The sequence below is a fragment of the Bacillus benzoevorans genome, assembly GCF_014207535.1.
GTDB lineage: Bacteria > Bacillota > Bacilli > Bacillales > Cytobacillaceae > Bacillus_BD > Bacillus_BD benzoevorans.
This window is the reverse complement of record NZ_JACHGK010000011.1, coordinates 51,060-65,928: the sequence shown is the minus strand read 5'-3', so window position 1 is coordinate 65,928 and position 14,869 is coordinate 51,060. Positions and strand designations below refer to the sequence as shown.

17 protein-coding genes and 1 tRNA gene are annotated in these 14,869 nt (G+C 40.2%); 9 read left to right on the top strand and 9 right to left on the bottom strand.

Annotation, left to right across the window (positions count from 1 at the left end):
- Positions 1 to 15 precede the first annotated feature (15 nt).
- Positions 16 to 1,452 (top strand): NAD(P)H-hydrate dehydratase, encoded by a 1,437-nt coding sequence (locus HNR53_RS14925; protein ID WP_184527409.1) that lies wholly within the window; start codon positions 16 to 18, stop codon positions 1,450 to 1,452.
- 31 nt (positions 1,453 to 1,483) lie between these two features.
- On the opposite strand, the gene HNR53_RS14920 is transcribed toward HNR53_RS14925, so the two are convergent.
- From HNR53_RS14920 to HNR53_RS14900, 5 genes are all read right to left on the bottom strand, one after another.
- Positions 1,484 to 2,836 carry an arsenic transporter gene (locus tag HNR53_RS14920; RefSeq protein ID WP_184527407.1) on the bottom strand — a complete coding sequence of 451 codons (1,353 nt, stop codon included), beginning with the start codon at positions 2,834 to 2,836 and terminating at the stop codon, positions 1,484 to 1,486.
- A gap of 264 nt (positions 2,837 to 3,100) precedes the next feature.
- Positions 3,101 to 3,790, bottom strand: coding sequence for an LrgB family protein (locus HNR53_RS14915; protein ID WP_184527405.1), 690 nt, complete (start codon positions 3,788 to 3,790; stop codon positions 3,101 to 3,103).
- A complete protein-coding gene (locus HNR53_RS14910; RefSeq protein ID WP_184527403.1) occupies positions 3,787 to 4,158 on the bottom strand; it encodes a CidA/LrgA family protein in 372 nt (123 codons plus the stop codon). Before HNR53_RS14910 ends, HNR53_RS14915 begins: the two co-directional genes overlap by 4 nt.
- A 210-nt stretch (positions 4,159 to 4,368) precedes the next feature.
- Entirely contained in the window at positions 4,369 to 5,247 is an 879-nt protein-coding gene (locus tag HNR53_RS14905; RefSeq protein ID WP_184527401.1) for a LysR family transcriptional regulator, read from the bottom strand.
- 123 nt (positions 5,248 to 5,370) lie between these two features.
- A tRNA-Thr gene (locus HNR53_RS14900) sits at positions 5,371 to 5,443 on the bottom strand.
- Between the two features lie 171 nt (positions 5,444 to 5,614).
- Between HNR53_RS14900 and HNR53_RS14895 the strand changes: the two genes are divergently transcribed.
- Entirely contained in the window at positions 5,615 to 6,340 is a 726-nt protein-coding gene (locus HNR53_RS14895) for a DUF3784 domain-containing protein (RefSeq protein WP_184527399.1), read from the top strand.
- Between the two features lie 175 nt (positions 6,341 to 6,515).
- On the opposite strand, the gene HNR53_RS14890 is transcribed toward HNR53_RS14895, so the two are convergent.
- The gene (locus HNR53_RS14890; RefSeq protein WP_184527397.1) at positions 6,516 to 7,460 is read right to left on the bottom strand and encodes a DMT family transporter; all 945 of its coding nucleotides are present in this window, start codon (positions 7,458 to 7,460) and stop codon (positions 6,516 to 6,518) included.
- 383 nt (positions 7,461 to 7,843) lie between these two features.
- On the opposite strand from HNR53_RS14890, the gene HNR53_RS14885 reads away from it, so the two are divergent.
- From HNR53_RS14885 to HNR53_RS14870, 4 genes are all read left to right on the top strand, one after another.
- Positions 7,844 to 8,293 (top strand): RrF2 family transcriptional regulator, encoded by a 450-nt coding sequence (locus HNR53_RS14885; protein WP_184527395.1) that lies wholly within the window; start codon positions 7,844 to 7,846, stop codon positions 8,291 to 8,293.
- Positions 8,277 to 8,444: a YezD family protein gene (locus HNR53_RS14880; protein ID WP_184527393.1), complete on the top strand. Its 168-nt coding sequence runs from the start codon at positions 8,277 to 8,279 to the stop codon at positions 8,442 to 8,444. The genes HNR53_RS14885 and HNR53_RS14880 overlap by 17 nt, the downstream gene beginning before the upstream one ends.
- 214 nt (positions 8,445 to 8,658) lie before the next feature.
- The gene (locus tag HNR53_RS14875; RefSeq protein WP_184527391.1) at positions 8,659 to 9,216 is read left to right on the top strand and encodes a 5' nucleotidase, NT5C type; all 558 of its coding nucleotides are present in this window, start codon (positions 8,659 to 8,661) and stop codon (positions 9,214 to 9,216) included.
- A 147-nt stretch (positions 9,217 to 9,363) separates the two neighbouring features.
- Positions 9,364 to 9,660, top strand: coding sequence for a HesB/YadR/YfhF family protein (locus tag HNR53_RS14870; RefSeq protein ID WP_184527389.1), 297 nt, complete (start codon positions 9,364 to 9,366; stop codon positions 9,658 to 9,660).
- A gap of 51 nt (positions 9,661 to 9,711) precedes the next feature.
- Here the strand turns inward: HNR53_RS14870 and HNR53_RS14865 are convergent, their stop codons facing one another.
- The 3 genes from HNR53_RS14865 to HNR53_RS14855 all read right to left on the bottom strand — a co-directional run bounded on the left by HNR53_RS14865 (position 9,712) and on the right by HNR53_RS14855 (position 11,864).
- Positions 9,712 to 10,341 carry a helix-turn-helix transcriptional regulator gene (locus tag HNR53_RS14865; RefSeq protein ID WP_184527387.1) on the bottom strand — a complete coding sequence of 210 codons (630 nt, stop codon included), beginning with the start codon at positions 10,339 to 10,341 and terminating at the stop codon, positions 9,712 to 9,714.
- Between the two features lie 108 nt (positions 10,342 to 10,449).
- A complete protein-coding gene (locus HNR53_RS14860; RefSeq protein WP_246439599.1) occupies positions 10,450 to 11,358 on the bottom strand; it encodes a DMT family transporter in 909 nt (302 codons plus the stop codon).
- A 152-nt stretch (positions 11,359 to 11,510) separates the two neighbouring features.
- The gene (locus tag HNR53_RS14855) at positions 11,511 to 11,864 is read right to left on the bottom strand and encodes a DnaJ family domain-containing protein (protein WP_184527383.1); all 354 of its coding nucleotides are present in this window, start codon (positions 11,862 to 11,864) and stop codon (positions 11,511 to 11,513) included.
- 202 nt (positions 11,865 to 12,066) lie between these two features.
- On the opposite strand from HNR53_RS14855, the gene HNR53_RS14850 reads away from it, so the two are divergent.
- The 3 genes from HNR53_RS14850 (at position 12,067) to HNR53_RS14840 (ending at position 14,868) form a co-directional block, all read left to right on the top strand.
- Positions 12,067 to 13,284 (top strand): substrate-binding domain-containing protein, encoded by a 1,218-nt coding sequence (locus HNR53_RS14850; protein WP_184527381.1) that lies wholly within the window; start codon positions 12,067 to 12,069, stop codon positions 13,282 to 13,284.
- Between the two features lie 125 nt (positions 13,285 to 13,409).
- Positions 13,410 to 14,192 (top strand): ATP-binding cassette domain-containing protein, encoded by a 783-nt coding sequence (locus HNR53_RS14845; protein ID WP_184527379.1) that lies wholly within the window; start codon positions 13,410 to 13,412, stop codon positions 14,190 to 14,192.
- On the top strand, positions 14,161 to 14,868 hold the full coding sequence (locus HNR53_RS14840; RefSeq protein ID WP_184527377.1) for an ABC transporter ATP-binding protein: 708 nt from the start codon (positions 14,161 to 14,163) through the stop codon (positions 14,866 to 14,868). Before HNR53_RS14845 ends, HNR53_RS14840 begins: the two co-directional genes overlap by 32 nt.
- Position 14,869: the final 1 nt, after the last annotated feature.

Here is a 14,869-nt window from a genome sequence, read left to right as displayed (position 1 = left end):
GTGAGGGAATGAAATATGTACATCTATAGCAGTAAAGAAATAAAAGCAGCAGATGCCGAGGCGGCAGACAAAGGAATGACCTTGTTTGCCCTGATGGAAAATGCCGGTGCCGCTTTGTACCGGGAAATTGCACAGCTGGTGCAAAAAAGCGACTCGATCGTTATTTTGTCGGGGAAAGGAAATAATGGGGGTGACGGGATTGTACTCGCGCGCTATTTGAAAAATAATGGCTACCGTGCATCATTGGTTTTTCCTCTAGGAGAGCCACAGACCGCTGTAGCAAATGAACACTATACATATTTTCAGAAGTGCGGCTATGAAGCCGAACCATTTTCAGAAAAAATGCAGCCGGACTGGATTGTCGACGGGCTGCTTGGAGTTGGGAGCCAGCTCCCGTTACGTTCAGATTTGGTCAACATTACAACTTGGATCAATCAGCAGCAAAAAAAGGTGATTGCCATTGATCTTCCGACGGGTGCTGCCTCTGATGATGGAAATGTTGATGAAAACACGGTGGAGGCGGATTACACTTTCTCTCTCCATGGTTATAAACCATCTGCTTTTTTATTTCCTTCATCTAAATATTACGGAGAAATACTTTCGCTGGATATCGGAATTCCACAAAACAGCGGATGGAGAGTTTGGACTGAGCAGGATGTAAGAAGAACGATGCCAAAGAGAAGTGGAAACACTCATAAGGGATCGTTCGGCACCGCTTTACTCATAGCAGGTTGTGATGAAATGCCGGGAAGTGCAGCATTGTCGGCTATCGGGGCACTTCGGTTTGGAACCGGTAAATTATCGATTGCTACAACTAAACATGCGTCAACCGTGATTGGTCCGCTCGCTCCTGAAGCCACCTTTCAATTTAACTTTTCTATTTCCGGTATGAACCCTTCTTATTCAGCCGTCGCCATCGGTCCGGGCCTTGCCCCGGATGAAAAATTAGAGAAAATGATTGAGGGGCTTTTGCAGCTGCCGGTACCGGTTATTTTAGATGCGGGAGCCTTAAGTGCCAGAAAGTATCAACAACGGACACAGTCAATTATTATCACTCCGCATCCTGGTGAATTCAGCCGCTTAACGGGAAAAACAAGTAAAGAAATTCAAACGAACCGAATTCAATTAGCCTCTGAATATGCGAAGGAAAACGGAATTATTGTCATTTTGAAAGGCAAATTCACTGTCACCGCCTTTCCGGATGGTTCGGGTTTCATCAATCTGACCGGCAACAGCGCCTTATCCAAAGGCGGAACAGGAGACACATTAACAGGTATGCTTCTGGCAGCTGCAGGCACCTATGAAAGGATAGAAGATGCAGCGGCAAATGCCGTTTACATCCATGGTGCCTGTGCCGATGAATGGGTTGAACAGAATGGAGATCAAACCATGGCAGCCCATGATTTTTCTGTACTTCTGCCTAGGGTATGCAAAGAATATGTGAATGAATAAATAATGAAAAGAATAGGATGTTATGGACTGATTAATTGAAAACCATTTGTACCCAATAGAATAGTAAGAACAAAGTGAAGATGGTGGAAATCGGGATGACGATAAGTGATACGCTCAAATAGTCCTTCCATTTCACTTTTATCTTATGCTGCTTAAGAATATACATCCAAATCAATGATGCAAGGGTACCAATTGGTAATAATAACGAACCCATATCACTTCCAATAATGTTGGCAAGATAGATGGTTTTTAATGTAATCGGATCAAGACCCATATTTGTTAAGGTAATAGTGCCGATCATGAGGGCTGGATGGTTATTAAAGATGTTTGACAGAACCATTACCAGCCCGCCCATAATAAAGCTGGCATATAGGAGTCCCTGACTGACAATCGGTTCAGTATATTTAACAAGCAGTTCTGTCAGGCCAAGATTATGCAGTGAGTAGATAATGACGTACATGGAAAAGGCAAACACGAGTATATGCCAAGGGGTCTTTTTCAAAATATCAACGGGATTGGTTCGTAAATGATACCATCGCCACATAAGCAGACAAAACGAGCCAAAAACAGCGACGTAGGCAATGGGAATAGAAAGATATGAAGCAACAAACAACAAGCAGCGGATGGAAAATACAAACAGTAATATCTTTATCATAAATTGTGTCCGTTTTTTTCTTGTTTCTAATGTTTTTCCTTTTAGCGGATGGAAATTTTTTGTGAAGAATAATTCCTCAATGTCGCAGCTTGAATCAGGCAGCTTTTTTGGCAGCTTCCTTTTGACGACCATAAACATAAGAGCTGACATAAACAGTAATCCAATCGTCGCCGGGACAAACATCATAGCAGTATGCATATAAAGCGACATATGAATAATTTTCAATGCGATTAAATTGACTATATTGCTTACACCGATCGGGGCACTGGATGCGGTTGCAATAAGGGCCCCGCTTAATAAATAGGGGATTTGGTGATGGGGTTTTAAACGAAGGTTTTTAAGAAGTAAAATAAGAATAGGTGTGGTGATTAATATACTCCCATCATTATTGAATAGCAGGGTCATTAAAAAGCATAAAAGCTGGATGTACCAGTATAAATGATACCCGGAACCTTTCGCCAAGCTTGTTAGTTTTGCGGCCGCCCAATGGAAGAATCCGAAGCTTTCTAATATCACTGCCATGACAATGGTTGCGATAATGGTAATGGAGGCCCCGCCAATTTTATCGATAATATCAGCAACATCGGCATGTGAGACCGTGCCTGTCAGAAAGATGATCACAGCACCGATGGCTGCGGGATATGCCTCGTTTATGCCCTTGGGTCTCCAAAAAATGGTGACCATTGTGGCGAGGAAGACAAAAATGGTGATTCCTGTCTGAAGAGTCATTCTTCCTCTCCTTCTCCTTTCTTTTCTGCTTGAACTAAAGTGGCATACTTTCCTGCGTGTCCGTTTTTTTATATGTATATTCCCTAGGGGATAGAAGGAACTGGATGATTGACTAAATTTGCTAAGATGTATGTTTGTCTACTAGAGATAGAAGTACGTGACTTGTGTATGACTAAAGCTGTTTTGTCATAATAAAAGACTCTATTGATGTAAGAATACACAATAGAGTCTTCTAGAGTTACATGAGGGGAATACCAGCGTCCATTATTTAATCATTAACATTAAAGCGGGAATAAGAGAATTGCCCCAAATAAGGGTAATCCAGGCGGCAAAGATTAAAGCGATAGTAGAGAACGTGGCTTCCTTTTCGCCATATTCCATTGCGGCAGCAGTGCCTGAACCATGTGCACCCATTCCAAGTGCCAGCCCTCTGGCCACAGGTGATTGAATCGAAAACCACTTAATAATGGAAGGCCCGATAATGCCGCCGCTCATTCCGGTAACTATGACAAACACGGTTGTCAGGGCTGGGAGACCTCCAATTGATTCAGACATTTCAATGGCTATTGGTGTAGTAATGGAACGGGGCAGCAGACTAAGTAATAGATCCAAAGGCAGCTGTCCGAAAAAGGCTAAGGCAAAAGACGTAACGATAGCCACAAAGGTTCCGCAAGTAATGCTTATAAGTATATTCCCAATATATTTCTTTAATAAATAGAAATGTTTATAGATCGGAATGGCAAAGGCGACGGTGGCTGGTCCCAGCATATTGGTAATCCACTTTGTATCATTTAAATAAGAGACTGCCGGAATATCGGCAAGACTGATGAATCCGATTAAGACAATCGGGCTGACAAGGAGCGGATTTAATAACGGAAAGGACCATTTTTGATAAACCTTTTTCGCCAGACGGTAAACGATATATGTAATCAATGTACCAATAATCATATTCATCTTGTGATCTCACTACCTTTCCGGTTATTAATTTTCTCAGCGATATAAGCAGTAGAAGCGATGACGATGCATGTGCTAATGCCAATTAATAAGACAGATTCAAATCCTTGCCAGCTAAAGATCTCATCATAATTAACAATTCCAACGGCAGAAGGGACAAAAAACAACATCAATTCTGCTAACAGCCAATTTCCGCCCTGTTCAATCCATTCCAGTTTGACAACACCGAGTTTTAATGCAAGCAATAGAAGCAATAACCCAATCATAGAAGCCGGAATCGGCAATGACACGACTGCTTTAATGGCAGTTCCTAAAAATAAAAAGATGTAGATGACTAAAATTTGGATGATTATGGTTATTAGCTTCATGCTTGTTCATTCCTTTTCTTAACGTTTTATAAGTTATTTTTACTATAAATGGTAAGATGAAGAACGTAAAATACATATATTTCATAGTTGATATAACCAAAAGTAATGAAAAGGCTTTTCTTTATAAGTAAAGGTTTTCATACTGCAAGAACATCTCGGAACCTAACATAAATAACCCGCATCCTTTATCCGGTGCGGGCTTTTCATTCATTATTTTTTGTTTTTCAAAATGAAATCGATAAAAGTTCTGGCAACGTTGGAAACATACTTATCCTTTTTTGTCATGACAGCTAAGTTCCATGGTGTTGCCGGCTTAAGGTCCATGATTTTAATATGCTGGTGGTCAACCCGGCTGCAAATGGATTCCGGGAGAATCGTGACACCTAAATTAGCCGCGACCATCTCCGCCATAAAATCCCATTGCGAACTTTTAATTAAAATATTTGGGGTAAATCCTTCGTTCATGCATTGTTTCCAAATAATATCATGAAGGGCGAAATCTTCATGATAAAAAATAAATTCTTCATCCTCTAATTCCTTAAAATGGACAGCACTTTTCAACGAAAGCGTGTGTTTATAGTGGACCAAAAGCTTCATTTCTTCACTGACCATCGGATATAATTGAAATCCTTCTTCATCCATTGGCAGTACAGCGATTCCTAACTCAATTTCTCCTTCGAGGACCTTCTTTGTCAATTTAGGTGCCGTGTATTCCGTGATATTAATTTTAATTTTCGGGAATGCCTTGTGAAACTCAGCAATCACTTTTGGAAAATAAAGACTGCCGGCTATCGGAGGGATGCCAATTTGCAGCGAGCCGTGCTGCAGGTTGGTCAAATCAGATAATGTGACATTCATTTCATTCAGCAGGGCGTTCATTTTAACGGCATATTCCATGACAATTTTTCCAACATCTGTTACCTCACTGGACTTATTTGTCCGCGTAATCAAAGTCATTCCCAATTCTTCTTCCAGTCCTTTGACCATTTTACTTAACGCAGGCTGTGAAACATGAAGCACCTCTGCTGCCTTCGTCATACTTTTCTGCTTGGCCACCTCTAAAAAGTAGGTCAGCTGTCGAATATCCATGTAAGGTCCACCACACTTTTATAAATAAAATATTGTTAAGTCTTCCGAAAAAGATAGTTTAATCGTAACATAAAAACCGCTTCACAAGGTCTGTGAAACGGCTTACCGTTCATATAGATACAGTGCTGGAGACAGGACTTGAACCTGCGACCCCTTCATTACGAGTGAAGTGCTCTACCAGCTGAGCTACACCAGCGTAGGGTTAAGGAAGGTAAAGTAGTATATCAAAATGATTAAATAGTACTATATAAGACGGGGTTAATTATAGCACTTTTTTTGCCGAAAATAAAGTATAATAAAAGTAAGGGTAGAGGAAAAAAATGGTTTAATCTACAAATATAGTCACTATTAAAAGGAGGTCTTAAAAATGTGGATTCTATTTGCTGTTGAATTGTTTGTGATCGTTCTGTTCATTGTCTTGGGCTGGCTGATTCGTTATCGCAAAAAATACGGGCTTATATCAGGCTTTGTGAACCGCCCAAAAGAAGAGCAGGAACAGTTAATCTTTAACGGATATCCACAGAAAACGGGTTCACTGCTTATCTTGACAGCATTTGGAATGCTGCTTCTCCTGCCGCTCATCTTTACCCCATTTCGCTATACTATAGAGGTTCAGTTCGGCTTTATGCTTTTATTTCTTTTAGGTGGTTTTATTTTTCTAAGCAAATATGAGGTTGCGAAAAAGCGAAAGCGCAGCTATTGGATCAGTTCGTCACTTTTTGTCCTTGTCGTGAGTTTTGTGACCATTATCATGTCCCTTGGATATCAGGATTATGAATTAACAATAGGGGAGGAACAGTTCTCCATTTCCGGTGTCTATGGCGATCAATGGGAAATGGCTGATATTGAGCAGATTCAACTGCTTGCTGAGATGCCAAAAGTGAAATGGAAAGAAAATGGATTTGGCATGCAAACGATGGCTAAAGGTTATTTTACGGTTGAGGGTTATGACAGCAGTCTGCTTTTTATTCATCATAACGCTAGGCCGATTATGTATATCAAAGTGAATGATAAAAATATCTTTATCAATGGAGAGAGTGCAGAACAAACAAAGAACTGGTATGAACAATTAAGCAAGAAAGCGGGAATTTAACCAGTTAGGATAACCTTAAAATAGAATGTCCGTGGAGTCCTCATTTGACCTGAACCCCATTCCATATATTATTGCTTTGTTGCAAAACCCGCTATATCGTTTCTGATAGGCGGGTTTTTGATTTCTGTCATGAGGATAGGTGTCTGTTCACTAGCCCTGGCACGGCCCCTGTGTCTTAGTGATTGGATGCTTTCACCGATTGGGGTAATTGGACTTTCTTTTTTCGCTGTTGTCTAATGAAGGTCTCTAAAGTTCCAGACCCCATGATAACGCCAGTGACGATTAATACAAATCCTATGAAGTGAGCGGCTTTAATCGCCTCCTGAAGAAACAGTGCAGCACCGATAACCGAGAATAGGGTATTAAGGTTTAGAAAAATGGATGCTGTGGCTGCCCCGACTTGACCGATGGCATAATTATAAATCATTTGCCCCAGACCTGTTGACAGAACCGCTGAAAGAAAAAATATCACCCAGATCGAAGGAAATCCTTTTACAAACGCTGTGAAACCGGTTGGTTCCATCCTCAAACTGACAAAAAATAAGAAAATGGAAGCGATGAGCAGCATATAAGCGGTTAAGAGCACCGAGTCCATTGTTTTCGCTGCTTTATTGATTAAAATAAAACCAAAGGCTTGCACGAAGATAGATAGAAATACTTCGAAATCCCCCAGATTAATCCCTTGCAGTTTTCCGCTGCCAAAGAGAACGGTCAGGCTGACCCCCGCGCTTCCTAAAATAAAGCCAAGTGCAGTGATAAGGGTGGGTTTCTTTTTAAAAAAAACAAAAGATAACAATACCGTAATAAGCGGCCCCATTCCTAAAATTAAACCTGCATTCATAGCAGATGTTTGCGTTAATCCGATCGATAAGAAAAAATGGTGCGAGACAATACTTGTTAAGGAACCGCCAAACATATATCCCCATTCGTTTTTATGCGGAAAACGAACACGCCGTGTCAAACCAAGGATTAGAAAGACAGTGACTGCTGCAATGAAAAGGCGAAAGGATGTAGCGGTGACAGGCGGTACGCGATCGACAATGATTTTTACAAAGGAGATATTAAATCCCCAAAATACCATATTCACAACTAAGATTAAATAAATTTTCATCGTATTCATATTTAACCATCTAATCCTTTCCATTATCATAAAAACCATTTTAACACCGTTTTAGTTTTGTGAAAATGAAAACGATTCAGATAAAAATGAACAAAATAAATTTAATCATAAAATAAAATAAAATGCAGTTGACAGGTAGGGATTATTGGTATTAAAATTTAAATTAATCAAAAAATTAAACAAATTGGAAAACAGAGGATTGTTGAGACAATTGTATCCTTTTTATTTATTAATTGGAAAAGGATCTGAGGAATATAGCTGAATAATCGATCAATGCATTATACTTTTAGTTAGGGGAGAAGGGATAATATAAACTTCACTTTCCTGGAAAGCGTCGCAACTAAAAGTTGACTGATTTAGTCGACTTTAGAGGAGGAAGAAAATTGAAGATATCCAGCAAGGGAGAAAATGCATTAAGAGCACTGATCGTATTAGGACAGCATCAAGGGAATGTCATGACGATAGAAGAAATATCAAAGAGAACGCTTGTGACTGATAATTACCTTGAAAAAATTCTGCTGCAACTAAAAAAGCTTGATTTTGTAACAAGTAAAAGAGGGATAGGTGGAGGATACCTTCTCCGAAAAAAACCGAGTGAAATTAATATTGGGGAAGTCGTTCGTCAATTGGAAGGTCCGCTTTCTCCCATGGGTTGTGCATCCGTGACAAAATATGAACCATGTGAACTGGAGCCTGGCTGCCAATTAAAGCCGCTTTGGTCACTTGTTAGAGATACCATAGCGTTAGTACTTGAGCATACAACACTGGAAGATTTACTTGAGAATCGGGTTAGTTCTTTAAAAGGAGAGGATTTTGTTGTCTTCAAAAAATAAAATTGATCAAGAGATCATCGAAAAAATTGTTAGTTTATTAGAAAATATCGAGTATGGAACCATTCAAATTACCGTTCATGATTCACAAGTTACTCAAATTGAAAAAGGCGAAAAATATCGCTTTAGTTTAAAAAAAGCCATTCAAAATTAAACTGAGACATGAGCAACACACCTTGTAAATCGATCAATTAATCATTTTAAGCTGATTGATCAACAGTAGGCTCCTGAATGCTGCCACAAGCAACAGGGGCTTTTGATATTGTATTCTATCCCCTTATCATCATGTCTTATGAGTTCGGATTTCTTGACCTGCATCCCCATTCCACATATGATTAAAACAAAACTAGACTTCTGAGGGATGAAAAATGAAATTAGGCTTCGATATTGATGATACACTCATTAACTTAAGAGAACATGCATTTCATATTTATACGAGAAAGCTTGGCAAGGACGTAGATATTGCGGCTTTCCACGCCTTAGATAAAGTAAATATCCATGAAATCTTTGACTTAACAGCCGAGCAGGGGAAACAGATGTGGATCAGTTCAATGGAAGAGATCTATTTTACCGATTGTCCCCCATATCCGGCTGCGATTGAAACTTTGCAGGAGTTAGATAAAAGAGGACATGAAATTTACTATATTACGGCAAGACCGAAAAAACACGGGGAACGGACGAGACAATGGATGATAGATAAAGGATTCCCTGTGCGGGATGAAAGATTCTTTTATGGCATGCAGGATGAAGAAAAAATTCATATTATTGAAGAGCTTGACCTTGATTATTATTTTGACGATAAACCTGCCGTATTAAATACCTTGAATCAGGATTCATTAAAAGTATATGTGAAGGACCAATCCTATAATCGTCATCTCGATATACCAAGAATTATGGAATGGTCTGATTTAATGAAAATTCTCTAACCAATTGCCTCCAGCCAAATTAGGTACTGGAGGTTTTATTTTGCAGCACCGTCACAGAAATGAAGATAAAATAATCAGCTTCATGAAATAATAGGGAAGAAGCGAATCTCTATATTGTTTTTAACTATTCAACAGGAGGAGTTTCTCATGAAAATAGTAATAAGTGAACGGGCGAGCCAATGGTTTAAAGAAGAAATGGAATTAAAACAAGGTGACTATGTCAGATTTTATATCCAATTTTACGGATCCAGCCCGGTACAGGAAACTTTCTCTTTGGGGTTTACAAAAGACGAGCCAATTGACATGGCAGCAAGCACTTTGGCAGAAGGAATTATATTTTTTGTAGAGGAGTCTGATCTGTGGTATTTTGCCGGACATGATTTACATGTCGATTATCATGAAAAAAAGGATGAAATTGAATATCAGTATACTAAATCAGAATAGGCTTATATTAAAAAGGGCTCCCTTGCAGATGAACGCTGCAGTGAGCCTTTTTTATTTGAATTTAATGGAGAATCGACAATGATGGCTGCCATCCGTTTTGCAGGATTCTCGAGTTATATTATCGGTTTGCAGCACCTTTTTCAGCATATTTGTTTCGCAGGTGCAGGCGATAGTGTAAACTTGAGCAACTGCCAAAATGGGACAGTTATGTTCTATCAGTTCAAATGTTTCAGGGGCGGTTTGAATCAGGTCGGCCATATAGCCTTTTTCATTCTGGAGCCTTGTCAGTTGCTTCACCTTTTCAGTTTTAGAAAAAGGGTTTAATTTTGTGCTTAGTTCCGTTGTCATCCTCTCCTCGCGCTTATTAAATAATATGTCAATGGATTCTGGTCCGTGGAGTTCTTGCAAATAACGGAGAAATTCGAGTGTAATCCCTTCATAATTTTTGGAAAATAATCTTTCTCCTATTTCTGTTAATGAATAGATTCGCAATGGTCTGCCGACAGGCTGCTTCAGTTCGCTTACTTGAATTAATGCATCTTTTTCTAACTGCGTAAGATGTTTTCTTACTGCCATATGTGTAATATTTAAACGCTCTGTCAGGTCATTAACTGACAATAAGCCGTCTTTTTTCAATAATTCAAGGATTTTATCCTTCGTAGATTTTTTTGTGGGATCCAATGATTATCACCTCCTGAAGATACTTACAAGTAGGATTTACTTGTAAAGAATGTAGAAGCAGATACGGACCTGCCCTTAAAAGTGATTAGGGCAGGTTTTTCATATACATTAAATACGCTTTTCAATTGTATGTCTTTTAAACAAGGAACGAAAATAGCCGCGTTCCATGGTTGCTAATACGGCTCCGATAATAGTGATGACACCGCCGATACCGGATAAAAGGGATATTTGTTCATTTAACAGAATGACACCGAAGACAACGGTCCATACCGGCAGCATGTTGATATAAGGAGCTGCCTGACTGGCGCCGACGATCTTGACTCCTGCATTCCATGCCAGATAGGCACCGACTGAAGCCAGGGTACTGACGTAAAGAATGCTCAAAATAACAGGGAGATTCATTTGGATCATGTCGGCATCCACTGTACCAATGCAGCTGATCGCACTGAAAATGGTGCCAAAAAAAGCAGCCCCTGCCGTTTGCGTCAGCGGATCTATTTCTTTGCTGAATTTTTTCCCAAGTACGGTGTAGATTCCCCAGGCCAGGCAGGCTAATACCATTTCGATATTTCCCAAAAGGGAGCCGCCGGCAGCTGCGTTATTTTGTCCCTGAAAGAGGATGATCACGCCGAAAATGGAGATAAAGGCACAAATCCAGGCTTTTCGGCTGATGTTTTCCTTCAGTACAAAAGGTGTAAATAGAAGAATGGCAATCGGTGTACCAGCTGAAATCATCCCTGCCTGTGAGGCGCTGATCGATCGTAGAGCTAAGTAATTTAATGTGGAAAATGCAAAGATCCCTGTAAAACCAAGCAGGGCAAATTTCTTCCACTCTTTAAACAATGGCAATCTCTTATGATTAAGGGAAAGAATTCCGAAAAGAATCAATGTTGAGATTGTCCAGCGGATCGTATTCAATAGTGTTGCAGGCAAAGAAGGCCCAAGAAACCGTCCGCAAATATAATTTCCACCCCAAAGAATCGTTGCAATAAGGAGCAGTCCCAGCCCTCGTTTCATCAATTTGTAATCCTCCTAATACTGTTTCTCATAAAAATCTGTCTATCATTGAAAATGCTATTATAGTAGGATATTATCGCCTGTTTGTCAATCTGTGCAACACTATGAAAGCACCTTCTACGAAAAAAAACCGACACATAGGCCGGTTGCTGCTAAAAAAACTTTTTGAAAATTTTTTCGGCATATGAATGAAATGTTTTGTTACGGTTGAGTTTACGATTTTTAATCATTTCATAGAATTCCATCCGTTTCTGATAATTTGCCTGAACATGACCATCCGTTGCACTAGTGTATAAATCTTTAAACGTTATCTTTTCTTGTTCTGTATCCTTCGTTTCAGTAAGATAGCCTGCATTTTTCAGTACTTTGTAGACCATTTTCAGTTCAGGAGACAGTCCCGGCATATCATCTGTTAAGTCAAGCGGTTTTCCTTTACCGGGAAGATGATCGAATTCTCCGTCTTCCACAGCTTTTTTAATTTTTTCTTCAACAAAATAATAATACATAACCATACTCCTATTATTGTATCAAGTATTTCCTCAGTTTAGCAGGTGAATAGATTGTCAATGTAAAATATATAAATAAGCTGGATAACTATATTATATCAGGTTCTCATTCTGTTCTTTTAGTATACAAGAAATTAAATAAAAGTTTGTCGAATAAGTCTTGTGTATTAAAATCAGAATATTCAAAATTAGGAGGAAGAGAATGAAAACATTAAAGCATCGTTTTGTTATGGTGATTGTGCTGTTTGTCATGGTTATTGCCAGTGCCTGTAGTTCCGAAAAAACAGAAGGAAATGAGAACAATTCCAATCAAGAGGCGATTAAAATTGGTGTTTTGGCATCACGAACCGGTGCCTTGGAATCTTACGGTGAACAAACGGTTCGTGGGTTTGAACTCGGTTTAGATTATGCAACCGGGGGAACAAGGACAGTCGCAGGACGCAAAATTGAATATATTGTGGAGGATACAGAAACAAAGCCAGAGGTCGCTGTACAAAAGGCGACAAAGCTATTAGAAGAGGATGGGGTTGATTTTCTTGTCGGTTCGTCAAGCAGTGGTGATACGCTGGCTGTGCTGCCGCTTGCCGAAGAGTATGAAACCATAATGGTTGTTGAGCCGGCGGTTGCCGACAGTATCACCGGATCTGAGTTTAATCCATACATTTTTCGCACTGCGCGCAATTCCTCACAGGATGCTGTTGCTGGGGCTGCTGCCATCGCAGAAAAGGGCGTAAAAATTGTTACGCTTGCTCCTGATAATTCCTTTGGACGCGATGGAGTTGCGGCATTTAAGGAAAGCGCTGTCAAGCTGGGAGCTGAGATTATTCACGAAGAATATGCAGACCCGGTGGCAACAGATTTCACATCCAATGTACAGAAGGTGATTGATGCTAAGCCTGACTATTTATTTGTCATCTGGGCAGGGGCCAATACACCATGGAACCAAATAGCCGATATGAAGGTTCAGGATAAAGGGATTAAAATATCCACTGGAGCCCCTGATATCGCAGCTCTAAGTACAATGGAGCCGCTTATTGGGATGGAGGGTTTTACCGTTTATTATCATCAGCTCCCGCAAAATGAAGTAAATGACTGGCTCGTTGCAGAACATAAGAAGCGTTTTAACGGTGATGTGCCAGATTTATTTACACCGGGCGGCATGAGTGCCGCGATTGCCATCGTTGAAGCGGTGAAGAAAACGGAGGGCAATACAGACAGTGCGAAATTAATCGAGACAATGGAAGGAATGAGTTTTGAAACGGCTAAAGGAAAAATGACCTTCAGAAAAGAGGATCATCAGGCACTGCAAACACTTTATGCGATTAAATTAGAGAAAAAGGAGGGCGTTAATTATCCGGTTCCGGTGCTGATCCGCGAATTAACCCCTGAGGAAACGGCACCGCCAATCCGAAATAAGTAGATGGTTATAAAGACAGCTTAAAGCTGCTTATTTAGGAGCAAAGGTAACGTGTTTTCACCCGGGGGCTTTACGTATCAATGGAGAAAGCCCCCGGGTTTTATAAGGTTAAACAGGAGGGGGAAGCAGTGGACGCGATCATTGAAACCAGTGATTTATCGATTTCCTTTGGCGGACATACAGCGGTAGATGCCGTCAGCATGACGGTACCTAAAAATCATTTTAAATCGGTTATTGGTCCCAATGGTGCAGGGAAGACAACCTTTTTTAACCTTTTAAGCGGCCAGTTAAAACCTACAGCCGGTCGGATTTTTTTAAAGGGTGAGGATATTACCAATCTATCATCAACGATGAGAACCAGGAAGGGAATCGGGCGCTCCTTTCAGATTACCAATGTTTTTCCGAATTTGACCGTTTTTGAAAATGTCCGGCTGGCTGTTCAGTCACAGGCGGGGATCCGCTATCGAATGCTGACTCATTTTCGTAAATATAAAGAAATTGAAACAGAGACCTTCAAGTGGCTGGAAATGGTGCTATTACAATTAAAGGGAGATACTCTGGCCAAGAATCTTGCCCATGGTGAAAAGCGTAAACTGGAAATTGCCATGCTTTTGGCATTAAATACCGAAGTTCTCCTGCTGGATGAACCAACTGCGGGAATGTCTTTAGAAGAGGTGCCGGCCATTTTGGAAGTTATTAAGAAAATAAAGGAAGAGGGTGAGCGAACGATTCTCTTAATTGAACACAAGATGGATATGATTTTGGATTTGTCTGATTCGGTGATGGTTTTATATAATGGCACACTTTTAGCTGATGGGACACCAGAAGAAATGATGCAAAATGAAACGGTGCAGACCGCTTATTTAGGGGGGAATTTGCATGAGCGTTCAACTGAAGTTAATGGAGATTGAAACTTATATTGGTCAGTATCATATTCTTCAGGGGGTCTCCCTCGAAGTGAAGCAAGGAGAGGTTACTGTATTACTTGGGAGAAATGGTGCCGGGAAAACAACGACATTACGCACGATTATGGGGCTGAATCCAGCAGCAAAAGGAATCATTGAATGGAAAGGAGAGCAGATTCAGCAATATCAGACTTTTAGGATTGCAAACAAGGGAATCGGGTATGTCCCGGAGGATCAGGGAGTTTTCCCCTATTTAACGGTAGAAGAAAATATGAAAGTAGCCATGAAAACGAATAATGAAGCAACAAAGGAACGGCTGGAATATATTTTACAATTGTTTCCTGATTTACAACGGTTTTGGAAAAAGAATGGCGGATACTTAAGCGGCGGACAAAAGCAAATGTTATCCATTGCCAGAGCTTATGTAAATGAAAATGATTTGCTTCTTATTGATGAACCCAGCAAAGGGCTGGCACCCATCATGGTCGAAAAGGTGATGGAATCGCTGGTGGCGATGAAAGAAACAACGACGATTGTCCTTGTCGAGCAGAATTTTATGATGGCCAGTACGATTGGTGACCGGTTTTATATTATCGATGATGGGAAAACCGTGCAAAATGGCACCATGAGTGTTTTGCGGGAAAATGAGGAATTACGGCGCAAATATTTAGGAATTGCCTAAA